This is a genomic window from Hominiventricola sp., from assembly GCF_057604405.1.
Genome location: NZ_DBLYVB010000008.1, coordinates 12,282 through 38,207, shown reverse-complemented (window position 1 = coordinate 38,207; position 25,926 = coordinate 12,282). Strand labels below are relative to the sequence as shown.

Below are 25,926 nucleotides of genomic sequence, written 5' to 3'. Positions count from 1 at the left end.
CTCTCCTTCTTGTCATTATAATATGTTCTAATCTTAATACAGAATTGTTGAAAAAACAGACTATTATTTATGCTCTGTCTATGCTATAATAAATATTTAGACGCAAAAAAAGAACACCGCCCCCGGGCCCATACATCCCAAAAACAGTGCTCCTCGCGTGCGCCTCCAGGGGTTCGAACCCTGGACACCCTGATTAAGAGTCAGGTGCTCTACCAACTGAGCTAGAAGCGCATTTTCAATTGTTTTGTCCGCTGTGTTGTCCAGCGAACAAAACATATTATACACAGTGCTTTTACAAAAAGCAAGCCTTTTTTTAATTTTTTTTACAAAAATTTTATCTGACTGCGATCAGCTTGTGAATCGGATTCCCTTTTGCGGAAAAACGTTCCTCGTATTCTGTCATGACATTTCCCTGTACCAGTTCTGCATCATGATGAAGGTCGTAGGTCACCGCTTTTAACTGCCAGCCTGCTTCTTTTACAGATTCCACTGAAAAATCAAATAACGGACGGTTATCCGTCTTGAACTCCACCTGTCCATCCGACACCAGAATCTGGTCATAACGTGCCAGAAATTCTTTACTGGTCAGACGTCTCTTGGCATGGCGGTCCTTTGGCCACGGATCGGAGAAATTCAGATAAATCCGGTCTACCTCATGCTTTGCAAACACTTTTACGATATCCTCTGCATCCATGCGGATAAAGCAGATATTAGGAAGGGGTGTCTCCTCCTCTTCCATTTTCTCCAGGGCACGAATCAGTACGCTGGAATATTTCTCAATTCCTACATAATTAATGTCCGGATTTCTGCGTGCCAGTTCCATCAGGAACTGGCCCTTTCCCATACCGATCTCAATATAAATAGGATGGTCATTTCCAAAAATCTCATGCCAGCTTCCGGCTCTTGTCTCTTCTTCGTGGATCACGTACCGACTCTCTGCAATGGCCTCACGGGATCCCGGTATATTTCTTAAACGCATAGTTCGTAGTTCTCCTCATTTTTACTGTCTTTTCCTATTGTACATGAAGTAGCCGGTTCTGAAAAGTGGAAAAGTGAATTCCTGCTTATTTTCAGACAAAAAGGCATTATTTTCTTTATTTTTGCAATCCATATTTTTGGCTGTTTCCAGCAGAAAAAGTCCCCTTTTAGAAATTAAGCACAAAACATTTGTTTCTTTTTCGGTCTTTTTATCCCCCGGAACTTTCCCAAAAAATGTGGATAATGTGGATAACTTTGTGAACAACTCGTATTTCCCCTGATTTTCGGCATCTCCTATGTGGATAAAATTATGGATATATTGGGGAAATTGAGGATAACTTATCCACCCCTTCCTTTTTTTGTGCACTCTGCATAGGATATCTCCCTGTCAATAGCATTTCCTCAAAAAACTATTCGCAGATAATTCCACACAATTTCGCTTAATTTCAACACGGTCCGGAAATTTCCACACAAACAGAAAAACGACCCGCACATTTTCGTGCAGGCCGCTTTCGTATAATATTTGTAATTTGTGATATAGGAGTTTTTTTAATTAGCCGAAGTATCTCTTCAGAAGACCCTCGAATGCTTTTCCATGACGAGCTTCGTCTTTTGCCATCTCATGAACAGTGTCATGGATTGCATCCAAATTAGCAGCTTTTGCACGTTTTGCAAGATCGAATTTACCCTCGGTAGCGCCGTGCTCTGCAGCAACTCTCAGCTCCAGGTTCTTCTTGGTACTGTCGGTTACTACCTCGCCCAACAGCTCTGCGAATTTTGCAGCGTGCTCAGCCTCTTCGTAGGCAGCTTTTTCCCAGTAAAGACCGATCTCCGGATATCCCTCTCTATGAGCCACACGTGCCATAGCCAGATACATACCAACCTCAGAGCACTCACCGTTGAAGTTTGCTCTTAAGTCCTCAAGAATGTCCTCGCTTACGCCCTTAGCAACGCCAACCACATGCTCTGCTGCCCAGGTCATTCCCTCTTCCTGTTTTTTGAACTTGCTTGCCGGAACTCCGCACTGTGGACATTTCTCCGGTGCCTGCTCTCCTTCATAAATGTAACCGCATACTGTACATACCCATTTTGCCATAGTTTTGTTCTCCTTTTCTTTTTTATAATATGATTTTTATTTTCTTTTCCATAACAGTAATCATTACTGTTATTGTTATTATATCATGTAATTTCTTTTTGTCAATAGTTATTAAGTTAATTTTTCATTTTCTTACAGTCACTGCAGATTCCATAAAATAACATACGGCATTCCTCAATCTCACCATCGGCCCAGCGTGCATTGACGGAATCCACCGGATTCTCTACCGGAATCATAATGTCCATCACCCGTCCACACTGCCTGCATGCAAAATGATGATGAGGAGTAACCCTGGCATCAAACCGGTCCGCGCCGTCTGTTGTAATCTTCAGCACTTCACCTAGATCTGTTAATAAGGAAAGATTCCGATAAACCGTTCCAAGACTGATATTCGGAAAATCCTCACGGATACCTGCATAGACCATATCTGCAGTCGGATGGTCCTCCCGTCCCTGCAGATAGTTTTTAATTGCTTCCCGCTGTCTGCTGTACTTTAATACTGCCATCCTTTCTCCCTTCTTTTCTTTTCAGTATTAGTAATTATTATTATAATCATTTCTATTCATTTGTCAATTTCTTTTTTCCTAATAGATAAGAAGAATTTATTACAAAATTGTGGCAAATCTGTGATTTTTCTGTAAAATAAACCTGGTTTAGTTGACAAAGCCCTTATGCCTTGTTATAATCTCCTTATGGTTTGTAACAAATTTGTAATATTTAGAATAGATTTGTAAAAAATACAGGGGGTATCGTTAATAATGAAAGGAAAAACAATATTAGTATTGTTCATGGCTGCCGGATTATTCACCATTTGTCCGGTAAAAGCACAGGCAGGTGAAATCTCTCTGGCATTGTCCGGTGGTATTTCCTCTTCCCTGAACGAAGCCTCTTCCGCATCAGAAGAACAGATTACCGACGCGTTGGATACAGCCGTTAAAAATAATTACACAGGTCTTTGCATCGCACAGGTTACTGATTATGTCAATGTACGTACCGAGTCCAGTGAGGATTCCGAAGTAGTTGGAAAGCTTTTCAACAACTCCGTCGGAGAAGTAGAAGGTTACGACAACGGATGGTATCGCATCACTTCCGGAAATGTAGATGGCTATGTAAAGGCAGAATATGTAAGAATCGGTGATGAAGCTGAAGAGCTGGCCGATGAAGTTGGAACCCGGGTTGCTACCGTTACTACTGAGACTTTAAGAGTCCGTGAGGACGCAACAACCGATTCCCCTATTCTTGGTCTGATCCCCATAGATGAGGAACTGACCGTTACCGATGAGACCGATGATTTCGTAAAAGTTTCCATCGAAGAGGGTGACGGATGGGTTTCCAAAGATTATGTAAGTTTAAGAACTGACTATGTATACGCTGAATCCAAGGCAGAGGAAGAAGCCCGTCTTGCAAAAGAAAAAGCCGAAAGAGAAGCCGCTCAGAAAGCCGCAGCCGCAGCAGAGAAGAAAGCTGCAAAATCCTCCAAAGGATCTTCTGATTCTTCCGTACAGGTAGGAAATGGTGGCGGAAGTTCCTCCGGTAATGCAGTTGCAGGCTTTGCATCCCAGTTTGTTGGCAATCCCTATGTATATGGCGGTACAAGCCTGACAAACGGTGCTGACTGTTCCGGTTTCGTTATGAGCGTTTACGCAAACTTTGGTATCGGTCTTCCCCACAGCTCCAGTGCCCTCAGAAGTGTAGGATATGGTGTCAGCTTATCTGAAGCTCAGCCTGGTGACATTATCTGCTACAGCGGTCATGTAGCCATCTACGTTGGCAACAACACCATCGTACATGCCAGCACCGCTTCTACTGGAATTAAATTCACTTCTCCGGTAAACTACAAGAACGTACTTGCTGTAAGACGAATCTTCTAATTTCGTTTTATATCGAAAAAAGGGACATCGCGATCACGATGTCCCTTTTGTTTTACTTGGATTCTGCTTTTTCTACATTTACACGGTTGCCTTTGATCTTCGCATGCTTCATGCTCTTGATCACCTGTTTGTAATACTTGGAGGGTACGTCCACAAAGGTATATTTATCATACATGTCAATACTGCCTACCGCTCTTCCCGGAAGTCCGCTCTCTCCTGCGATGGCTCCCAGAATATCACCTGGTTTTAATTTCTGTTTCTTTCCTACATTCAGGAAGAGACGTACCATATCTTTGTCGTCTTTCCGTCTGCCTTTTCCCTTGCCCTTTCCTTTGGCCTCGGATTCCCACATGTACTGTTCCTGTGCCAGGTCGTCCTGCTGCTCTCCCAGGGCATCACCCAGTTCCATCTTTAAGAATGCAGCTGCCAGATCCATGGCAGTCGCTTCATTTTTATCCAGATATTCCTGAATTGCCTGCACACTCAAGGTCAGATCTTCTTCTTCAATGGTCTTCTCCAGCTTGCGGAATACATTTTCCACCCGCACATTTGCCACATCGCCCAAAGACGGAATCCGCTGTGCTTTCATTTTGGTCTTGCAGTAACGTTCAATATCCCGAAGCTTATACGCTTCCTTTCCTACAATAAAGGTAAATGCCTTACCGGTTCTTCCTGCACGTCCGGTTCTTCCAATACGGTGCACATAATATTCGTCATCCTGGGGGAGGTCATAATTGAAAACTGCCTCCACATCATCCACATCGATTCCTCTGGCTGCTACATCCGTTGCCACCAGAATATCCGTGCTGCCTTCCCGGAACCCCTGCATGACACGGTCACGCTGCATCTGCTTTAAGTCTCCGTGCAATCCTTCTGCAAAGTAACCGCGATTCTGCAGCTCCAGCACCAGCTCATCTACTTTTTTCTTGGTATTACAGAACACCAGGGACAGCCGCGGCGCATAGAGATCCAGAAGGCGACACAGTACCTCGTCTTTATTTTTCGTACGGACTTCATAGTAATACTGCTCGATATTCGGCACCGTCAGTTCTTTTCTGGTGACTTTTACCAGCTGTGCATCCTTCTGATAAGTTGCTGCAATCTCCATAATTGCCTGCGGCATGGTTGCAGAGAACAGAACTGTCTGACGTTCCTCCGGTGTATCCTTGAGAATGGTCTCGATATCTTCCCGGAATCCCATGTTCAGCATTTCATCTGCCTCGTCCAGCACTACCGTGTGAAGATCGTTAAGACGGATCGTATGACGGCGCATATGATCCATGACGCGTCCCGGCGTACCAATGATAATCTGCACGCCGCCCTTCAGAGAACGGATCTGACGGCTCATATCCTGTCCACCATAGATCGGAAGCACTTTTACTCCATGCATATATTTTGCCAGATTTCTCAGCTCTTCCGCCACCTGAATGGCCAGTTCTCTGGTAGGACACAATACCAGTGCCTGTACTTTTCTGTTTTCCGGATCTACCTTCTGCAACAGCGGAATTCCAAATGCTGCTGTCTTACCAGTTCCGGTCTGGGCCTGCCCGATCATATCCACACCGGTCATAACCACCGGAATTGCCTGAGCCTGAATAGGGGTTGCCTCTTCAAATCCCATATCCTGCACCGCCCGGAAAATCTCCGGCCGGATGTCAAGTTCCTCAAATTTCATTTTTTCCATACTTTTATAAAACTCCTCTTGCTTTTTTCTTTGAATGGTATATAATATGAATAAATCAACACATAGTATTCAATACTACATGATATAGACTAACTAATAATAAAGGAGGTTTTCTTATGTCACTCACTATTAAAGATCCGGGCAGCGCCCTTACTCATTTTATCGGAATGCTTTTAGCCATCCTGGCATCCGTGCCGCTTCTGGCACTTGCAGCTTCCCGCGATGGACAAAATGCGGTCCTTGCTTTTGCCATTTTTGCATGCAGTATGATCCTGCTCTATGGTGCCAGCACTACCTACCATACCTTTAATATTTCCGAAAAGGTCAATCGAATCCTTCGGAAAATAGACCATATGATGATTTTTATCCTCATTGCCGGAAGCTACACTCCTATCTGTGTCATTCCTCTTCGGAATACCGTCGGCTATCCGCTTCTGGCTCTGGTATGGGGCACTGCCATCATCGGCATGCTGATCAAAGCATTCTGGATCACCTGCCCGAAATGGTTCTCCTCCATGATTTATATTTCCATGGGCTGGCTCTGTGTCCTGGCCATGGTACCGCTGGTACAGTCCCTCCCCAAAGCAGCCTTTGTGTGGCTGGTTGCAGGCGGTGTCATCTACACCATCGGCGGAATTATTTACGCATTGAAACTTCCGATCTTCAATTCCAGACACCAGTTCTTTGGATCTCATGAGATCTTCCACGTGTTTGTCATGGCCGGAAGCTTGTGCCATTATGTAACGATGTTCTATATTGCGCTCATGTAATGATACCAGGGTCAAAAGCCATAAACCACGATGTGCTCGCACATACGTGGTTTTATAGCTTACTGACCCTGCAGAATTGCGAGAGTGCATAGCACGGAGCAATCCGTAAGGTATCATTCAAGATAGCTCATCGGATCCACTGGATTTCCATCTTTCAACAGCTGGAAGTACAGGTTGCTCCCTTCCACGGTATAATATTTGGTCGGTTCACTTACATATCCGATCAATGCTCCTGCATCCACCATATCACCTTCCTTAACCGCCAGCTCCTTCAACTGTCCGTAGACCGCTTCATAGCCGCTTCCCAATGCCATGGTCAGGGTTGTTCCCGTCTCCTCATCCACTCTGATATCTGATACCTCTCCTCTGGCTGCACACCAGACTTCCGTTCCTTCCTCCGCACCGATCACAATGGCAGGATGGTACTTATACTGATTCAGAGTCTCAAAGTAAATACTTTTATCCATGCTGTAATTCAAAATCACATTTCCATCTACCGGCCACATGAGCTTGCTGTTATCCGCAAAGCTTAGCAGGGATGCCGGTGCATCTGCCTGTTTTTTCGGCTGTTCTTCCGGCACTGCCTCTTCCGTCTGCGCCAGTTCCGCTTCCCCTATTTTGTTGATGTCTTCTTCGGTTTCAATTTTGGCTTCGTCTTTCTCTTTTTCTTCCGTTCCTGCCTTTGCAATGGTTCCTTTGGAACTTGCTGCCTCTTTCTCCGGTTCTTCCGTCGGTTCCTGTTCTGCGACCTCCTGTTTTACCGGAGTTTCCGGTAAATGATTCTGGCTGTTTCGGTAGCGGTACATTCCAAAAATGCCGGACAGAGATAACAGACAGAGGCACAAGGCAATCATAAATCCTTTTTGCTTTCTATGCATCACATCACCTCTGACCATATTTTTACCAGATCAGGGCAGTGTTATACACTCCGCATCCTCATAGAATTGTTGAAAAATCTCTTTCATATCTGCACCATCCTCCATCATGCGCCCTGCCGTATAGAGGCTGATGCCAAAGCCATGACCACTTCCCTTTACCGTAATCCGGATTCTTTTCCCGTCTTCCTCTAAAAAGAAGCAGCTGGATGGCAGATGCAGAAGCTCTCTTGCCTTTTCACCCTGCAGGATAGCATCTCCCAAAATGAGCCGATTCACATAATCCGCCTCATCCCGTTCTGCTGTCGGCAGGATTTTCAGTTCCGGATATCCCAGCCTCTTATAAAATTCCTCTTTATCCATATAAAAGAACTGCAGATACTCTTCTGCTTCTGAGTCCAGCGGGCAATCCACTGCCTTTATGTAAAAATATTCTTCTCCCAGAAGTTTTCCATCCCTGGTATGCCCGCTGCTGATGCCATGATAAGGAAGTTCCCGGAATTCTCCATTAATGGTAACAACCTGTCCTTCTGTCTCTTCCACAGCCTCATACACCCGGCTATAAAGTCCTCCGTATAGTTTCGGCAAATCCTGTACTATAGAGACTCCCGATTCCTGCTGCCGGACTACCTCCGTCCGCTTCAGTACCGCCAACAGCCGAAGTGTTGATGCATCCATCCAGGATAAATCCTCTGAAAGCATCATCTCCAAAACCTCATACTCCCGTTCCGGAAGCTTCTCCTGCCTTCCAACTCCCTGTCGTCCGGAGAGCAGCAGCGTGATGACATAAGGAAGAAATAAAATCAAAAAGCATATGACCAGTACATTTTTCATTGTATTTTTCATGGTCTATTCTATGACAAAACCATGCAGCCTATACAAATTTTTATCGGTCCACAAGACACAGCAAAAGGGCTGTACAGTCGAAGCTGCACAGCCCCATTTTTTTATTATTTATGCTTCTTCCAACTTAACAGTTACTTTGTCAAGCTTCCAAATATCATCCACATATTCCTGGATAGTACGGTCAGAAGTGAATTTACCGGCATGTGCCACATTGAGCATAGCCTTTCTTGCCCATCCCTTTTCATCCTTGTATGCAGCTTCTACGCGCTCCTGCGCCTCTGCATAAGACCGGAAGTCTTTCAGAATGAAGTAGGGATCCGGACGGTTATAACCGCCGTCAATCAGAAGGGCATTATACAGCTCGCGGAAACGCTCCGGATCATTCGGTGAATACTCACCGTTGATCAGCTGCATCAGTACGTGACGGATATCCTGATCGGTGTTGAACAGCTGAGATGGATCATAACCACCTTTGCTCTCCAGATCGATGACTTCATCTGCACTCATACCGAAGATAAATGCGTTCTCCTCGCCAACTTCCTCTACGATCTCTACGTTTGCTCCATCCATGGTTCCCAGAGTCAGGGCACCGTTCAGCATGAACTTCATGTTACCAGTTCCGGAAGCCTCTTTGGAAGCAGTGGAGATCTGCTCGGATACATCAGCTGCTGCAAAGATCCACTCTGCGTTGGATACTCTGTAATCCTCAATAAAGACAACTTTCAGTTTTCCGTTGATAGACTCGTCATTGTTAACTATATCTGCTACGGAGTTGATCAGTTTGATGGTCAGTTTAGCTCTCATGTAGCCAGCTGCCGCTTTCGCACCGAAAATAAAGGTTCTCGGATAGAAATCCATTTCCGGATGCTCTTTAATCTTATTGTACAGATACATTACATGAAGGATGTTCATGAGCTGTCTCTTGTACTCGTGAAGTCTCTTCACCTGTACGTCGAAGATGGAACGCGGATCCACATCAATACCATTGTGCTCTTTGATGTATTTTGCGAGACGCACTTTGTTCTGATATTTGATATTCATGAACTCATGCTGTGCTTTCTCATCATCCACATAGAGCTCCAACTCTTTGATCTTCGGAAGATCGGTGATCCACTCGTCTCCTACATGATCGGTTACCCATTTTGCGAGGAGCGGGTTTCCATGAAGCAGGAAACGTCTCTGGGTAATACCGTTGGTCTTATTATTGAATTTCTGCGGCATCATCTCGTAGAAATCCTTCAGCTCTCTCTTCTTCAGAATCTCAGTATGAAGTTTTGCCACACCATTTACGGAGAAACCAGCTACGATTGCCAGATGGGCCATCTTTACCTGACCGTCCATGATAATGGCCATTTTCTTAACCTTCTCATAGTTGTTCGGGTACTGTTTCTGAATCTCAATGATAAATCTACGGTTGATCTCCTCTACGATCTGATAAATACGCGGAAGCAGTCTGGAGAACAGCTCGATGGGCCATTTTTCCAATGCCTCAGCCATAATCGTATGGTTGGTATATGCACAGGTTTTGGTGGTTACATCCCAAGCCTCATCCCATTCCAGTCCTTCCTCATCCATCAGCACACGCATCAGCTCTGCAACTGCCACGGTCGGATGGGTATCGTTCAGCTGGAAGGAAGCTTTCTCATAGAACTTGCGGATATCGCTGTGGTTCTTCTTATATTTTGCAACTGCTTCCTGTACGCTGGCGGATACGAAGAAATACTGCTGTTTCAGACGCAGCTCTTTACCTGCCATATGGTTGTCATTCGGATAAAGTACTTCTACCAGGTTGCGGGCCAGGTTCTCCTGCTCAACTGCCTTCTCATACTCACCCTTGTCAAAACGGTCAAGCTCGAAGGAGTTTACTGCCTCTGCATCCCAGATACGTAAGGTATTGATGACGTTATTACCGTAACCAACGATCGGAAGGTCTACCGGTACAGCCAGTACGGACTGATATCCCTCCTGAATAAATACGTTCTTACCGTTCTGATTCTCGATACGTACATATCCGCCGAATTTAACGGTCTTTGCATACTCCGGACGACGCAGTTCAAACGGGTTGCCATTCTTCAGCCACATATCTGGAACTTCTACCTGGTATCCGTCTACGATCTGCTGTTTGAACATACCGTAGCGGTAACGGATACCGCAGCCATAGGCTGCGTATCCAAGGGTTGCCAGAGAATCCAGGAAGCAGGCTGCCAGACGTCCCAGACCACCATTACCAAGAGCTGCATCCGGCTCCTGATCCTCGATGGTATTGAGATCCAGCCCGATCTCCTCCAGTGCTTCCTTCACCTCATCGTAGAAAGTCAGGTTAATCAGGTTGTTGCCAAGCGCACGTCCCATAAGGAACTCCATGGACATGTAGTACACAATCTTCGGATCAGTTTTCTCATATTCCTTCTGGGTTGCGATCCATGCATCCATGATTGCATCCTTTACAGCATATCCCACTGCCTGGAAAATCTGCTGTTCGGTTGCTTCTTCAATCTCCTTACGAAACAATGTACGCACATTGTATTTTACACTTCTAATAAAGAATTCTTTGTTAAAAGGTCTTTTGGCCATCATATGCCTCCTTAAATTTACTGCTTTTCAACTCCAAGCGTTACGGATTCTCCGTTGATATTCCACTCTTTGGTATATCCTTTCATCTCATCGAAACGGACATCGACAGCCATAACATCGCCAAGAATTTCGTCTCTGTAGGTCTTCATCAGATCTTCCAGCTTCTTATTTCCTGCGCTGTATACCACGATCTTATCCATTACCTCAAAGCCAGCTTCCTTACGCATGGTCTGTACTTTACTGATAATCTCGCGGACAAAGCCTTCCTCAACCAGCTCCTGGCTCAGATTGGTATCCAGAACAACGGTAACCATGTTGTCTTCCTCGGTTACATAACCTTCCATCTGTGCAGTATCAATGAGCAAATCCTCTTTTGATAATACCACGTTCTGTCCGTCAATGTCAAATGACAGGCTTCCAGTATTTTCCAGTTCTTTCATTGCTTCACGGCCGTTTAATTCAGCGAGATGTGTACGGATTCCATTCAGCAGTTTTCCATACTTCGGACCTACCGTCTTCAGCTGCGGTTTGAAGGTATAGCTGGTGAAATCACTTAAGTCATCTTTGAACTCGACATTCTTCACGTTCAGCTCATCTGCAACAACAGCTTTAAACATATCATCCAGCGGACGCTCAGCACGTACATACATGGTTCCGATCGGCTGACGGTTTTTGATATTAGCCGTATTTCTTGCGGCACGTCCCATAACGACGATGTCCAGAACTTCTTCCATGGAAGCTTCCAGCTCTTTGTCGATCAGGTTCTCGTCTACCTTCGGGAAATCGCAGAGATGTACGCTCTCCGGTGCATTCTTGTCAACGCTGCATACCAGATTGCGGTAGATCTCCTCGGTCATGAACGGGATCATCGGAGCTGCTGCCTTACTGATGGTTACCAGTGCTGTATAAAGGGTCATGTAAGCATTGATCTTATCCTGCTCCATTCCTTTTGCCCAGAAACGCTCACGGCTTCTTCTTACATACCAGTTACTTAAGTCATCAACGAACTCCTGCAGAGCCTTTGCAGCTTCCGGAATCCGGTAATTTGCCAGGTTATCGTCAACTGCTCCTACGGTAGAGTTCAATTTGGATAAGATCCAGCGGTCCATAACGGTGAGGGTCTTCTCATCTAATGTATATTTACTTGCGTCAAAATTATCAATATTCGCATACAGTACAAAGAATGCATAGGTATTCCACAGAGTACCCATGAATTTTCTCTGGCCTTCCTGTACAGCCTTGCCATGGAAGCGGTTCGGCAGCCACGGTGCACTGTTGATATAGAAGTACCAGCGGATTGCATCTGCTCCGTAGGTCTTAAGCGCATCAAATGGGTCAACGGCATTTCCTTTGGATTTGCTCATCTTCTGGCCGTTCTCATCCTGTACATGTCCAAGCACGATAACATTCTCATACGGACTTCTGTTGAACAGCAGGGTAGACTCTGCCATCAGGGAATAGAACCATCCACGGGTCTGGTCTACTGCCTCGGAAATGAACTGAGCAGGGAACTGCTGCTCAAACAGATCCTTATTCTCAAAAGGATAATGATGCTGAGCAAAGGGCATTGCTCCTGAGTCAAACCAGCAGTCGATAACTTCCGGCACTCTCTTCATGGTCTTGCCGCATTTCGGGCAGGTGCAGGTAATCTCGTCGATATACGGACGATGCAGCTCTACAGTCAGAGCTTTCTCATTTCCGCTCATCTCTTTTAACTGCTGACGGGAACCGATTGCTTCCTGATGTCCGCATTCTTCACACTCCCAGATATTCAGCGGAGTTCCCCAGTAACGGTTACGGGATACGCCCCAGTCCTGAATATTCTCCAGCCAGTTTCCGAAACGTCCTTTACCAATGCTCTGGGGAATCCAGTTTACCGTATTATTATTACGTACCAGATCATCACGTACTGCTGTCATTTTGATAAACCAGGACTCACGTGCATAGTAGATCAGCGGAGTATCGCATCTCCAGCAGAACGGGTAATCATGCTCAAATTTCGGTGCATCAAACAGGAGACCTCTTGCATCCAGATCCTTTAATACTTCCGGATCTGCTTTTTTTACAAACAGTCCTGCAAACGGAGTTTCCTTTGTCATGTTACCCTTTTCATCTACAAACTGAAGGAAGGGCAGATCATATTTACGTCCTACACGAGCATCGTCTTCACCAAATGCCGGAGCAATATGAACAATACCTGTACCATCTGTCATGGTAACATAATTATCGCAGGTAACAAAATGAGCTTTCTTGTGCTGTTTCTCAGCAGTCTCTTTTGCACATGCATATAACGGCTCATACTCTTTGTATTCCAGGTCTTTTCCTTTATAGGTTTCCAGAACTTCATAAGCAGCTTTTCCATCTTCTGCCAGTTTTCCAAGAACCTTATCAAGCAGAGCTTCTGCCATATAATAAGTATATCCGTCTGCTGCTTTTACCTTGCAGTAAGTTTCATCCGGGTTTACACAGAGACAGGTATTGGACGGCAGTGTCCACGGTGTAGTGGTCCATGCCAGGAAATAAGCGTCTTCTCCAACTACTTTAAAACGAACAATTGCAGAGCGCTCTTTTACTGCTTTATATCCCTGAGCAACCTCATGAGAAGAAAGAGGGGTGCCGCAGCGCGGGCAGTAAGGAACGATCTTGAATCCTTTATAAAGAAGTCCCTTATCCCAGATGCTTTTCAGTGCCCACCACTCGGACTCGATAAAGTTATCGTCATAAGTAACGTACGGGTTATCCATATCAGCCCAGAAACCAACGGTACCGGAGAAATCTTCCCACATTCCTTTGTATTTCCAGACACTCTCCTTACATTTGGTGATGAACGGAGCCAGACCATACTGCTCGATCTGTTCTTTTCCATCCAGTCCCAGAAGTTTCTCTACTTCCAGCTCTACCGGCAGTCCATGGGTATCCCACCCTGCTTTTCTCGGTACATAGTAACCTTTCATAGTACGGTATCTCGGAATCATATCCTTGATAACACGGGTAAGCACGTGTCCGATGTGCGGCTTACCGTTTGCGGTAGGCGGACCATCATAGAAGGTATACGTCGGGCATCCTTCTCTCTGCTCCATACTCTTTTTAAATGTGTTGTCTTCTTTCCAGAACTGTTCTACTTCTTTTTCTCGTTCCACAAAGTTCATGTCGGTGTTTACTTTGCTGTACATGTTCTTCAAACCTCCTTATTCCTAAGCCAGTGAACTATTCAAAGCAATTCGCAAAACCGCCTCTACGAGGCTTTTCTTTTGCTCCGAATAAAAACAAAAAAGCTCCACCCTGTCTGCAACAGGACGGAGCTTTATAGCCCGTTTATTAACCACCTCTTACAACATACCATCATATGCGTTCCCTGTAACGGAGGGACATCCGTCGAGGCTTACCTTTCTTTATATAATATAGAAACTTTTCAGCCCGAGGCTCAGAAGTGATTTTCGAAAAATCCTGTACTTTCACCGGGCTCACACCTTCCCCGGTTCGCTGAGCATTTCCAGAAGTTTCTACTGTCTTCGTCACAGCCTTTTACACAGAAAACATTATAAAGGTGGCTGAAGAGATTTGTCAAGGCTTTCGCTGCTATTTCTGCTTTGTATAAACCATAAATTCATCCCAGGCAGCATCCTGAAGTTTATGGAACAGTTCATCAGCTTTGCCTCCTACCGGAATCTTGTCTACTTCCGTAATCCGGTTGCAGAGAGTTCCTGAACTGGTAATGATCAGTTCGTCAGCATTCATTGCCTCTGTGACCGTAATTTCTTCTGCTCTGGTCGGTATTCCCAGTTTTTCTGCAGTCTTAATCAGATGCTTAATGGCAATTCCCGGTAGAACCTTGTTATCAAATGGATGATATACAAGCGTTCCGTCAATCAAGAAGGACACATTGGAATGTGCCATCTCTGTTACCCGGTCACCTCTGTGAAAAATAACTTCCTGACAGCCTGCCTCTTTTGCCTTCTGGTTGGCAATAACACTGGGAATCAGATTCAAGGTCTTAATATTACAATGAAGAAATCTGGTGTCTTCCAGTGTAATGGTATGGAATTCCTTCTCCTTCGGAGACAGATCCATTGGCATCAAAAATGCCATCAGGTTCGGTTTCACCTCGGTTTCATCAGGGAAGAGATGATTCCGAAGTGCTGTGCCTCTGGAAGTCTGCCAATAAAGGATTCCTTTTCCGTCATTTCCATCATAAGCCGCTACCAGGCTATACAGAATCTTCTCCAATTCTTCTCTGCTGTACTGGATTGGAATACGAAGAAGTCTGCAGCTGTTATAAAATCGGTCAAAATGATCTTCCAGTGCAAAAATAACTCCGTTCTGTACATAAGTAGCATCATAACAGCCATCACCAAAATATACGGCTCTGTCGAGAATCGGACAGTTAATTTCACTTAAAGGTCCTATCGTTCCATTGTAATATCCAACTTCTTTCATGCTCCTACTTCCTCTACAGCCGGTACTGCTTTAAGAATCGGCTCTTTCTTCAGTATTTTATACACACCGATTGTAAGAATCGGCACCAGATACAGAACCATAAATGCATAAGAAATAGCCGTGTATCCTTTTTCAATCAGTGCAATAATTCCAAATTTGGACATCAGGCAGGCAGATACCAGAATAACAACTGTTACGATCGCCTGTTTTTTTCTGCTGAGTTCTTTCTTATTTAATCCGGTAATCTCTACATTGATCCGGCCAAGCAGTGCGTGGATCACACCAGTTGAGGTTTCAATAAGAGTCCATCCCATAACTACACCAAATACAACTGTACAGATTGCCGGAGCACCGATGCTGTTCATCATGACAAGCCACGGGATCTGTGCACCAAGTACTTCCTCACTCGGATAAAAGCTCATCAGAGAGAAATAAGTCAAAAACCACGGAATGGTCATCAATAAGCCTGCCAGTAAACCACTGATCACACACTGTTTTCTGGATTCCTGTCTCTTCAGGGAGAACATGGATGCCGGATAAACGCAAAGATTATATGCAACATAAATAACACCAATCCAAAGAACCGGAAGAATACCTGTTTCACCACTATAACTCATATCAGAGGTTGTCATTACTCTGGAGATGTTTTCATGACCATTCATAATTACCATGCCGCTGAACACAATGTAGCCAACATAGAGAAGAACAGTTCCCCAGGTTTCAAAACGTTCAATCAGCGCATCACCAAAGAACATCAAACCGCCGGTAATTGCTACCAGTATCACAACACCAAACCAGTAATTCAAACCCGTCGTCTCTTCCAACAATAGTAAAAAAGAGCAGACAATGAATTTTTTGACTTCATTGTCTGCTCTTTTTTGATTGAGCCAATTATATTCCCTGTTTTCTTATTTTGTCAATTATTTTTATGCTTTTCCGTGATTTTTTCTGTCTATTTATTTTCTTCGGAAAAACAGATATCTGCAATCTCTGCCAGACGGTCAATGTAATAATCCGCACCGGACTGGTCATAACCCAGGCGGTCATCCCTCTTGCAGATGACAACTGCACCTGCCCTCTCTGCTGCCTGCAGGCCAAAGGTAGAATCCTCCACTACATAACAATCCTCCGGTTTTACACCCATTTTTTCCATCGTATAAAAATAAATTTCCGGATCCGGCTTGCTGTGCTTGAAGTCCAGTCCGCTCACAATAATTTCAAAATAATCAGTGAGGCCCAGCGCATCCAGATTCTGAAGAATCTTATCACGCGGTGAGGAGGATGCCATTCCAATGTGAAACCCATTTGCTTTTAATTTTTCCATGAGCGGATAAATATCTTCATTTACAATGGCCTTCAAATCCAGCGGGTAATCAATATTTACCTGATTACACCCTTCATAATATTCCTCACAACTCATATTAAATCCCGGCACATATTTTCGAAACAGCTCATAGGTATCTTTCCGGTTAGAACCGCAGGTCTTGATACACAGCTCATCGGAAATGAGAAGACCGTTCCGCGCCATAAATTTTTTAGTTCGTTTCTGATACTCCGGTTCAGAATCAATGATGACTCCATCCATGTCAAAAATAATATGATTTTTCATAATTGCTCCTGTGTTTCTTAATTCTTGTTTAAGATTGTGAACTTTTCCCCGGCTCCCTTGCATGGCTAACCGGAATCCTCTATAATGGTTAATTATAACGGATTTTCTAAAGAGGTACAATATGAATTTTTTTAATAGATGTAAACATATAGTTCTGGTCTCCGTTCTCTGCGTGAGCACCGTTTTTTCCATGCCTGTCCAGGCGCGCACCAAATCCTCCAAATCCAGTGCACAGAAAGCTGCCGAACAGGCAGCCGCAGCTGCTCTTCAGGCAGAGGTTGATGCACGTTATAACAAAGAGATTGAATCCAACTCCTGGGAAAACTGGCCGGCGGGTCCCCAGGTCTACGCCGAATCTGCCATTGTCATGGAGGCATCCACCGGAACCATTCTCTATGCAAAAGGCATTGATGAGCAGCATTATCCCGCCAGTATCACCAAGATTATGACGGTGCTTCTGGCCCTAGAAAACTGCCAGATGGACGAGGAAGTCACCTTCTCCCACAATGCCGTTTATTCCATTGATTATGGAAGCAGCAGCATCGCCCGTGATGAGGGAGAGGTTCTCACCGTAGAAGAATGTCTTTATGCCATTATGCTGGAATCCGCCAACGAATGCGCCAACGCTATTGCGGAACACATTTCCGGTTCCACAGAAGAATTCGCAAATCTCATGAATCAGCGGGCTGCGGAACTGGGATGCACCAATACCCATTTCGCTAATCCCAGCGGTCTTCCCAACGAAGAACACTATACCAGTGCCCACGATATGGCACTCATCACCAGCGAGGCCACAAAACACGAAGAATTCCGCAAAATCAGCGGCACCTCCCGCTATATTTTACGTGCCACTAACAAAAAATCCGAAGAACTGTTGATGAATAACCATCACTACATGATCTCCGGATATAAGACGTCCAAATATCTGGATCCAACCGTCTTCGCCGGAAAGACCGGATATACCACTGCTGCTCTGAATACCCTTGTCACCTGCGCCACCCGTAACGGCATGGATCTGGTGGTAGTCACTATGAAGAGTCAGGGCACCGCTGAAAAAGGCGTCCCCATTTATCCTGATACCCAGAACCTTCTGAACTACGCGACCGAAAACTTCCAGAAAATAAATATTTCTGAAAATGAAAGCAACTTTACCCTGGGACAAAATCAGCTGTTTGATGCCGGCAACGCTTTATTCGGTGATTCTACGCCAATGATTCAGATGGATACGAACGGCTATGTGGTTCTTCCAGTGACTGCATCTTTCTCCGATGCTTCACCAAACCTGAACTTTAACGACTCCGGTGATAACTCTGATGTGATTGCCACGTTAAGTTATACCTACGCAGGTCAGGCCATCGGTTCCACCAATCTTTATATGACAGAAAATACCAACGCGCAGACCTTCCCCTTCTCTAACACGGAAACCTCCAGTGAAGAAGGAACTGAACAGAATTCCCCGCAGGACAATTCTCAAAAAAAGATTATCAAAATTAATCTCCGTCTGATCCTGTATGGGGTTGCTGCAATTATCGTTGTATTAGTCCTTATTTTACTTTGGAAAAAGATTTCGAAGGATTATTCTATCCATTTTGATTTTCTGACAAAATGGAGAAAGAGAGCAGACCGCAACTCTTTCTCCAATAAAAACCGGAAACGATATAAGAGCAGAAAACGATGGAAAAACAATTTCTTTAAAAAATTTAAATAGAAGAGCGGTCATTCCCGCTCTCCTTCATTTGCTTCTTGTACGTGGACCTCTTCTGAGACCGCTCCATCAGCATACCTCACGCGAAGTACTGCCTGTGGCCAGTTGAGGTTCACGATTGCTTTTTTCTGACGTTCTTCTCCTGCCTTATGGATCTCATCTAACAATTCCTTCAGCACTTCCTTCGTCAAATAACCACCCCGCCAATGAAAATCCAGAGTTTTCCCCTTCTTTGCCGCCTGCAGGGAACGTTTATACACATCTTCCACCTTCGTGAATGACCATTTCTTCTCTTTATAATAAAAATGACCGCCATCTGTGCAGGATGGTGCCGGTGCAATCAGCGGTTCATGATCCCGGAAAATATTTTTATCATCCAGGTTGAAGTAATCATATCGAATTTCTTCGTCTCCAAGACTGTTATCAAAGGTCACATCCAGATGATAACAACTTCCGCCGATCTTCACAATATTCCAGGTGTGACGATATTTAATGCCCTTCTCCGGGTTATTGCCACAGATCGCAATAACGTTCCAGACGCCCAGCGCATCCAGAAGCATCTTTACAGATTTTGCAATTCCCTCACAGACACCGACCCCCTGTCCCAATGGTCCGATAATTTCATGAGAATAGGACTTCTTCAGTTTGTCATACCGGACATTCTGGCAGATAAAATCATGGACATACTTTTCCTTCTCCAGCTCTGACATGGATTTCGCCGGACGCACCAGCTTCTCCACACGGGATATCATGGCTTTCTGATGTTCCCGGATTTTCGCTTTTTCAAACAAATACTCCGGCAGGAAAATCAGATTCCCGGAATTCTCATAATACCGGTACTTGAATCCCGTTGCCCAGAAAATCTCCGGATGATCGAGCCTTAATTGAAAGAAAATATTGTAAAGCTCCTCACCGCTCACCCGCGGCATCTGCCACTCATCTGCTAGATTCATGAGGCACTGCTGCATGGCATGATAAACCGCCTGCTGCTGTTTGTTCAGTTTTGTATAGTAATAAGGTTCCATTTATATTTTCCTTTATGAAAACAACTTCAAAATCCGTCCCGCCAGTCTTACTGCCGGTGCGGATAAAATTAAATCCAGCGCCAGCACTGCCATTCCTGCCAACATACAAAGATGATTAATCCAACCTCGGGAAGAACATAATCCCATGCAGTATCCCTTTTTCCAGGGCCAGAACAATTTGACAGATCTCCGGTTCAGAAGATCCAACGCCAGGTGGGATAAAATTCCCACGGCAAAATAAGGGACTGCATCGGGATAAATCACATCCATACAGGCGGTCAGCATTCCTGCTGCCAGAAACGAATGCATAAATGACCGATGGGGTGTATCCCGTCCATAGAGGCAGATCACCAGAAATCCTAAGATTCCTGTTATCAGTCTTGCAATGCTGCTGTCCCGCATAAGACGGTTATAGATTCCTACTTGAAATTTATAATCCAGAATCATAACAACTGCAGAGACGGCAACCACTGCAGCCATAATTTTATCCGCTTCCTGATGGGCCTGAGACGTACCGGAATCAATATCACTGATCATGCTGCCGATGGCTGCCGCACCGACTCCGGCTACCAACGAGGCCATGGACTGGGGCTGCATGACTGCCAGGCTCAAGGCAGTTCCCACAAAAAAGTGTGTTCTTCCTAGCATAATCCTTTTCTTAAATCCTTTTCGGTCTGCAGGAACAACCAATGCCAAGACCACCCGGTCCAATATGGCAGCTGACACCCAACGACAGTTCATCACATACCACATCCATCCCCGGAAACGCTTCCTGAATCTCTTTCACCCACTCATCAGAAGCTTCTTTGGAAGCACTGCTGGCTGCCAGCAGATACACCTCGCCTTTTTCATATTCTTCTTTGAAATTCGTAGCAAATTCATTCTTCATGGCATCAATCATTTCTTTTTTTGCCCGATGGAAACCATGACACTTTTTGTAAGTCTCCAGCATACCGGTGCTGAACCGAAGAACCGGACGAATGTTAAGTACACTTCCTAATGCTGCACTCGCCGCGCTGATCCGTCCGCCGCGTTTTAAGAATTCCAGCGTCTCCACACCGATATAAATCATACTTCTCTCTCTGGCTGCTTCCAGCATTTCTTTGATCTGAGCCGCAGAATATCCTTCTTTTACCAGCTCCAGCGCATCCAGAACAGAACGCTTCTGGGTGGAAGAAACTCTTCCATTGTCTACAACAAATACTTTTCCTTCATAAGGTTCATCCTTTGCCAGCATCATTGCTGTGCTGCATGCACCGCTCAATGCGCTGCTCAGCGGAATATAGACGATCTCCTCAAACTGCTCAAGGGCCTGATCCCAGAGCTTGCATACGGCATCCGGCGTAGGCTGGGAGGTGCTGACCTTTGCGCCGCCTCTTACCTTCTCGAAAAACTCATCCCTTGTAATTGTCACATCTTCATAATAGCAGACTTCATCCAAATAAAAAGGCATGGGCAAAAGCATGACTCCAAGTGCTTCTGCTTCCTGCGGTTTCATGCTGCTGTGACTGTCTGTTACAATACCAGTTTTTTTCATTTGTTTCCTCCACCATATTGCATTTTATATACATTGATAAATAAATAATTATAGACTCTTAATATAAACTGCTTTTGAATTAAAGCAAAGAGAAATTGTTTATTCATATAATCACCGGTGATTTCTCATTGCCGCCATAATCCAGTAAAAGGTCATTACAAAAACAATTCCCTTAACAACAGAGGTAGCAGTCAGTGCCCACCAGATACCAAGAAGTCCCAGTGTCGTACCGGACAGAAGTATTGCCAGCGGGATTCTCGCACTGGTCAGTGTAATACTAATCACACTGCAAAGATGAGTTTTTCCCAATCCTGACAAAGCTCCTACGGTCATCAGTTCCACACTCATAAAAGCCTCACTGAATCCGATAATAATCATATACCCCACCGATGTAGCAATTGCCAGCGGTTCATGAAAGAACACTCTGGAAATAGGTTCCGGAAAGCAGACAAACAAAAAGGTAATAAACAATCCCCAGATACCTACCGTCCACAGGGATGCCTGGTATCCTTTCTTTACACGATCCATCTTGCCCGCACCATAGTTCTGCCCGATAAATGCATTTAATGCCGCACCGAATCCATCCGCCGTATTCCAGGAAACAGACTCAATCTGTCCACCCACTCGCTGAGTAGCAATGGCTTCCGCACCAAATCCGGATACCATCCGCGTCAGCACCATGGAAATCATGCAATACGCCATGCCCTGCAGCGCTGTAGGAATTCCAATCTTACAGATTCCACGCGCATATTTTAGTGGAATTTTTTCAAACAGCTGAATTCCTTTTAAAACATTTTCTTTTTTTGTTACGAGAATCCTCATAACCAGAATACTCATCACAATGAACTGCGCTGTCACAGTTGCGATGGCTGCGCCCGTTACGCCCAGCCGGGGAAATGGACCCGGTCCCAAAATGAGCACTGGATCCAGAATCATATTGGCCGCAAGACCGACGAGATTCGCTGCAAAAGGCGTTTTAGAATCTCCCTGCGCCGTATAGAGTCCTGTCAGTGTCAATGACAAAAAAGAAAACACAATCAGTCCGCAGGCAATCTTTGTATAAGAAAAAGCTGCCGCCAACGCCTCTGCATCCTCCAGCTTGAAAAATCCTATTAGCGGTTTGATCAATACTAGAACAACTATCGCAAAAAAAATGCCGAGCAACGCCGACATCTGCACCGCTGCCTGGGCATATCTGTGTGCCTCATCCCGTTCTCCACGGCCAATTTGCTGCGCCACCTGTACCTGTCCGCCCATTCGTGCCAATGATGCCAGTCCCTGGGAAAGCCAGGTGAACATGCCGCCTACACCAATTCCGGCCACCGCTTTTGCTCCCAGAAGCCCAATCCACGCCATATCCGTAATATTATATAAAGTCGCCAGAAAAGAAGATGCCATAATCGGTATCGCCAGTTTCGTCAACGTCTTTAAAATCGGTCCCTTAGTTAAATTTCCTTCCACTCTTTTATTTCCTCGCCTTGTATTTTTCCTATATTTAGTATACAAATTTTAGAGAAAAAAACAACCAAAGCATAAAATTTATGGAATTATATTGGTGCAATATACATTTTCCTTCTGGCATGATACTATCGATACATTATTCTAAATGATTTACGGAGGATACTGGATGTGGAGTGCAGGTCTCCGGTATTTATTCATGCTTCCCATGAGCTGGATCCTGGCTGGTGATCTGTTTCCTTGCACTGTCTTCACACGGTCTCCCTTCCTGCGGACAGACTGTCCAGTATCATCGGCTTTTCCGGAATCGCACTCATCGTGGCCGGCATGGTAATCAACAGTTTCGCAGCTTCCGGTTGAGCAAAAAGCAACCGCTTATCATAATTGGCCTATGATAAGCGGTTGCCTTTTATCCTGTTTATTGGCAGTAAACTGGTTTCTTAAATATTCAAAATTTTCTCTGCACGTTTTACTTCTTCTTTTGTAGGAGGCAAAACGTCTGTCAGTGAATACGGAATTCCGAGCGCTTCCCATTTGTGGACTCCCATCGTATGATAGGGAAGAATCTCCACCCGTTCCACGCCTTTTAATTCCTGAAGGAAGGCATGAAGCGCTTCCAGTCCGTCCTCTGAATCCGTAAGACCCGGTACAAGTACATGCCGGATCCACATGGATTTTCCATGTGCGGACAGGTATCTGGCAAGTTCCAGAATATTCTGGTTATCCTGTCCGGTCAGTGCTTTGTGCTTTCCGGGATCCATTTCTTTCATATCCAGGATGAAGAGGTCTGTGACATCCATTAATTTCTGAAAGGATTCCAGATAATCCGGATCTGTCCGGAAGGGACCTCCACTGGTATCCAGGGCCGTGTGCACCTGATGCTCTTTGCCGATGGAGAAGAGGTCTGTTACAAATTCCATCTGGAGCAGTGCTTCACCACCGCTAACGGTAATTCCGCCATTCTTTTTCCAGTAAGGTTTGAAACGGTATAATTTTCGAAATAACGATTCTGCTTCCCATTCCGTCCCTCCTGTTTTTACCCAGGTATCCGGATTGTGACAGTACCGGCATCGCAGATTGCATCCCTGCATGAAAGCAATACTGCGTACGCCCGGTCCGTCCACCAGTCCAAAGCTTTCAATTGAATGCACTCTTCCTGTCATTACAGTGTCTTATGGCAGGTACGTGCGATAACATCCAGCTGCTGTTTCTTTGTCAGAGAAATGAATTTTACCGCATAACCGGATACACGGATGGTAAAGTTCTGATACTCTTCCTTCTCCGGATGCTCCATGGCATCAATCAGTTTCTCTGTACCGAATACGTTTACATTCAGATGATGAGCATCCTGCTCAAAGTATCCGTCCAGAATCTGAACCAGATTTTCCACTCTCTCGTTCTCACTGTGTCCCAGTGCATCCGGATTGATGGTCTGGGTATTGGAAATACCGTCCAGTGCCCAGTGATACGGCAGTTTTGCAACAGAGTTCAGGGATGCCAGAAGGCCATTCTGCTCTGCTCCATAGGAAGGTGATGCTCCCGGAGCGAAGGAAGTAAATGCTTTACGTCCGTCCGGTGTTGCACCGGTAGCCTCTCCGTATACCACGTTGGAGGTGATGGTAAGAATAGAGGTACTCGGTTTGGAATCACGATAAGTATGACGACGGCGGATCTTGTCAAAGAAGGTTCTTAATAACCAGGTTGCCAACTCGTCTGCTCTCGGATCATCATTACCGTAACGCGGGAAATCTCCCTCGATCTCGAAGTCTTTGGTGATACCTTCCTCATCACGAATGATCTTTACTTTTGCATATTTGATCGCACTCAAAGAGTCTACTACATGAGAGAAACCTGCAATACCGGTTGCGAAAGAACGCTCACAGTCATTATTGATGAGCGCCATCTCAGCAGCCTCATAATAATATTTATCATGCATGTAATGGATCAGATTCAGCACATTCACATAAATGTCAGCCAGCCAGTCCATCCACCAGTCAAATTTCTCGATTACTTCGTCGTAATCTGCATATTCGGAGGTGATACGCTCCATCTTCGGTCCGCACTGGATTCTGTGTTTTTCATCAAAACCGCCGTTGAATGCATAGAGCAGAGTCTTCGCAAGGTTTGCACGTGCTCCGAACAGCTGAATCTCCTGTCCAGTTTTCGTTGCAGATACACAGCAGCAGATGGAATAGTCATCGCCCCACTCCGGTTTCATAACTTCATCGTTCTCATACTGGATAGAGCTGGTGTCAACAGAAATCTTTGCTGCGTATTTCTTAAAGCTGTTCGGAAGGCTCGGGCTGTACAGTACTGTCAGGTTCGGCTCCGGGCTCGGTCCCATATTCTCCAGCGTATGAAGGAAACGGTAATCGTTCTTGGTTACCATATGTCTTCCATCCAGACTGGTTCCACCAACTTCCAGGGTAACCCAGGTCGGGTCACCTGAGAAGAGCTGATTATACTCCGGAATGCGGGCAAATTTTACCATGCGGAACTTCATAGTCATATGGTCAATGAGCTCCTGTGCCTCTGCCTCAGTTAAGGTACCGTTCTCAAGGTCTCTCTGAATATAAATATCAAGGAAAGTGGAGATACGTCCTACGGACATGGCTGCACCGTTCTGGGTTTTTACTGCTGCCAGATATCCAAAATACAGCCACTGTACTGCTTCTTTTGCATTTCTTGCCGGTCTGGAAATATCATAACCGTAGATCTTCGCCATCTCTTTCATCTCGTTCAGAGCTTTCAGCTGCTGGCTGATCTCTTCTCTCATGCGGATGACATCATCATACATATTTCCGCAGCCCGCACGGTAATGAGCCACTTTCTTGGCTTCGATCAGACGGTCAATTCCATAGAGGGCTACACGACGATAATCGCCGACGATACGTCCACGTCCGTAAGTATCCGGCAGACCGGTTACTACATGGGTCTTTCTTGCCAGACGCATTTCCGGGGTATAAGCTCCGAATACCGCATCATTATGAGTCGTCACATACGTCGTGAAGATCTTTTTCAGTTCCGGGTTAATCTCATAACCATAGGTTTCTGCTGCCTTGGTAGCCATTTTGATGCCGCCATAGGGCATAAATGCTCTCTTTAATGGCTTATCTGTCTGCAGTCCTACGATCTGCTCCAGGTCTTTCATCTCTTCGTTGATGTAACCTGGGCCATAAGCGGTCAGACCGGAGACAACTTCTGTCTCGCATTCCAGTACGCCGCCTTTTTCCCGTTCCATTTTCTGAAGCTTCTGCACTTCATTCCATAATTTCGTGGTAGACTCGGTCGGTCCTGCTAAAAAGGACTCGTCTCCGTCATAGGGGGTGTAGTTTTTCTGGATGAAATCACGTACATTGATCTCTTCCTGCCACATTTCGCCACGGAAACCGTCCCAGGCTCCCTGACTGTCAAATTTTCCCGGTTTTGTCATCGGCATTGTCAGTGTTCCTCCATATTAT

21 protein-coding genes and 1 tRNA gene are annotated in these 25,926 nt (G+C 45.2%); 3 read left to right on the top strand and 19 right to left on the bottom strand.

Annotated features, from left to right (window positions below; genetic code table 11):
* Nucleotides 1–158: 158 nt before the first annotated feature.
* The 5 genes from ACZMB2_RS06925 to ACZMB2_RS06905 all read right to left on the bottom strand — a co-directional run bounded on the left by ACZMB2_RS06925 (nt 159) and on the right by ACZMB2_RS06905 (nt 2,580).
* Nucleotides 159–231, bottom strand: a tRNA-Lys gene (locus ACZMB2_RS06925).
* Between the two features lie 103 nt (nt 232–334).
* Nucleotides 335–979 carry a tRNA (guanosine(46)-N7)-methyltransferase TrmB gene (gene trmB, locus ACZMB2_RS06920; RefSeq protein WP_487596130.1) on the bottom strand — a complete coding sequence of 215 codons (645 nt, stop codon included), beginning with the start codon at nt 977–979 and terminating at the stop codon, nt 335–337.
* Between the two features lie 21 nt (nt 980–1,000).
* Nucleotides 1,001–1,345, bottom strand: a complete 345-nt coding sequence (locus ACZMB2_RS06915) for a hypothetical protein (protein WP_487596129.1) — start codon at nt 1,343–1,345, stop codon at nt 1,001–1,003.
* A 186-nt stretch (nt 1,346–1,531) separates the two neighbouring features.
* Complete coding sequence (locus ACZMB2_RS06910) at nt 1,532–2,074, bottom strand: rubredoxin-like domain-containing protein (protein ID WP_117498720.1); 543 nt, start codon at nt 2,072–2,074, stop codon at nt 1,532–1,534.
* Between the two features lie 116 nt (nt 2,075–2,190).
* Nucleotides 2,191–2,580: a Fur family transcriptional regulator gene (locus ACZMB2_RS06905; RefSeq protein WP_487596128.1), complete on the bottom strand. Its 390-nt coding sequence runs from the start codon at nt 2,578–2,580 to the stop codon at nt 2,191–2,193.
* Between the two features lie 282 nt (nt 2,581–2,862).
* Between ACZMB2_RS06905 and ACZMB2_RS06900 the strand changes: the two genes are divergently transcribed.
* A complete protein-coding gene (locus tag ACZMB2_RS06900) occupies nt 2,863–3,945 on the top strand; it encodes a C40 family peptidase (protein WP_487596196.1) in 1,083 nt (360 codons plus the stop codon).
* 52 nt (nt 3,946–3,997) lie between these two features.
* Here ACZMB2_RS06900 and ACZMB2_RS06895 read toward each other — a convergent pair whose 3' ends face one another.
* Nucleotides 3,998–5,629, bottom strand: coding sequence for a DEAD/DEAH box helicase (locus ACZMB2_RS06895; RefSeq protein ID WP_487596127.1), 1,632 nt, complete (start codon nt 5,627–5,629; stop codon nt 3,998–4,000).
* Nucleotides 5,630–5,745: 116 nt separating this feature from the next.
* On the opposite strand from ACZMB2_RS06895, the gene trhA reads away from it, so the two are divergent.
* Nucleotides 5,746–6,399, top strand: a complete 654-nt coding sequence (gene trhA, locus ACZMB2_RS06890) for a PAQR family membrane homeostasis protein TrhA (RefSeq protein WP_487596126.1) — start codon at nt 5,746–5,748, stop codon at nt 6,397–6,399.
* Nucleotides 6,400–6,512: 113 nt separating this feature from the next.
* On the opposite strand, the gene ACZMB2_RS06885 is transcribed toward trhA, so the two are convergent.
* The 7 genes from ACZMB2_RS06885 to ACZMB2_RS06855 all read right to left on the bottom strand — a co-directional run bounded on the left by ACZMB2_RS06885 (nt 6,513) and on the right by ACZMB2_RS06855 (nt 16,740).
* Nucleotides 6,513–7,277 carry a peptidoglycan DD-metalloendopeptidase family protein gene (locus ACZMB2_RS06885; protein WP_487596125.1) on the bottom strand — a complete coding sequence of 255 codons (765 nt, stop codon included), beginning with the start codon at nt 7,275–7,277 and terminating at the stop codon, nt 6,513–6,515.
* Nucleotides 7,278–7,307: 30 nt separating this feature from the next.
* A complete protein-coding gene (locus tag ACZMB2_RS06880; RefSeq protein WP_487596124.1) occupies nt 7,308–8,120 on the bottom strand; it encodes a hypothetical protein in 813 nt (270 codons plus the stop codon).
* A gap of 108 nt (nt 8,121–8,228) precedes the next feature.
* Nucleotides 8,229–10,694, bottom strand: a complete 2,466-nt coding sequence (locus ACZMB2_RS06875; RefSeq protein ID WP_487596195.1) for a glycogen/starch/alpha-glucan phosphorylase — start codon at nt 10,692–10,694, stop codon at nt 8,229–8,231.
* 17 nt (nt 10,695–10,711) lie between these two features.
* Nucleotides 10,712–13,867, bottom strand: a complete 3,156-nt coding sequence (gene ileS, locus ACZMB2_RS06870; protein ID WP_487596123.1) for an isoleucine--tRNA ligase — start codon at nt 13,865–13,867, stop codon at nt 10,712–10,714.
* 406 nt (nt 13,868–14,273) lie between these two features.
* Entirely contained in the window at nt 14,274–15,131 is an 858-nt protein-coding gene (locus ACZMB2_RS06865) for an aminotransferase class IV (RefSeq protein ID WP_487596122.1), read from the bottom strand.
* On the bottom strand, nt 15,128–15,937 hold the full coding sequence (locus ACZMB2_RS06860) for a YkvI family membrane protein (RefSeq protein WP_487596121.1): 810 nt from the start codon (nt 15,935–15,937) through the stop codon (nt 15,128–15,130). Before ACZMB2_RS06860 ends, ACZMB2_RS06865 begins: the two co-directional genes overlap by 4 nt.
* 146 nt (nt 15,938–16,083) lie before the next feature.
* The gene (locus ACZMB2_RS06855) at nt 16,084–16,740 is read right to left on the bottom strand and encodes an HAD family hydrolase (protein ID WP_487596120.1); all 657 of its coding nucleotides are present in this window, start codon (nt 16,738–16,740) and stop codon (nt 16,084–16,086) included.
* A 121-nt stretch (nt 16,741–16,861) separates the two neighbouring features.
* Between ACZMB2_RS06855 and ACZMB2_RS06850 the strand changes: the two genes are divergently transcribed.
* The gene (locus tag ACZMB2_RS06850; RefSeq protein ID WP_487596119.1) at nt 16,862–18,448 is read left to right on the top strand and encodes a D-alanyl-D-alanine carboxypeptidase family protein; all 1,587 of its coding nucleotides are present in this window, start codon (nt 16,862–16,864) and stop codon (nt 18,446–18,448) included.
* A gap of 8 nt (nt 18,449–18,456) precedes the next feature.
* On the opposite strand, the gene ACZMB2_RS06845 is transcribed toward ACZMB2_RS06850, so the two are convergent.
* The 6 genes from ACZMB2_RS06845 to pflB form a co-directional block, all read right to left on the bottom strand.
* Nucleotides 18,457–19,470, bottom strand: coding sequence for a transglutaminase domain-containing protein (locus ACZMB2_RS06845; protein WP_487596118.1), 1,014 nt, complete (start codon nt 19,468–19,470; stop codon nt 18,457–18,459).
* 12 nt (nt 19,471–19,482) lie between these two features.
* Nucleotides 19,483–20,118: a metal-dependent hydrolase gene (locus ACZMB2_RS06840; protein WP_487596117.1), complete on the bottom strand. Its 636-nt coding sequence runs from the start codon at nt 20,116–20,118 to the stop codon at nt 19,483–19,485.
* Nucleotides 20,119–20,128: 10 nt separating this feature from the next.
* Complete coding sequence (locus ACZMB2_RS06835) at nt 20,129–21,007, bottom strand: DegV family protein (protein ID WP_487596116.1); 879 nt, start codon at nt 21,005–21,007, stop codon at nt 20,129–20,131.
* A gap of 111 nt (nt 21,008–21,118) precedes the next feature.
* A complete protein-coding gene (locus tag ACZMB2_RS06830) occupies nt 21,119–22,468 on the bottom strand; it encodes an MATE family efflux transporter (RefSeq protein ID WP_487596115.1) in 1,350 nt (449 codons plus the stop codon).
* Between the two features lie 437 nt (nt 22,469–22,905).
* Nucleotides 22,906–23,628 (bottom strand): pyruvate formate-lyase-activating protein, encoded by a 723-nt coding sequence (gene pflA, locus ACZMB2_RS06825; protein ID WP_487596114.1) that lies wholly within the window; start codon nt 23,626–23,628, stop codon nt 22,906–22,908.
* Entirely contained in the window at nt 23,628–25,904 is a 2,277-nt protein-coding gene (gene pflB / locus ACZMB2_RS06820) for a formate C-acetyltransferase (protein ID WP_487596113.1), read from the bottom strand. Before pflB ends, pflA begins: the two co-directional genes overlap by 1 nt.
* Nucleotides 25,905–25,926: the final 22 nt, after the last annotated feature.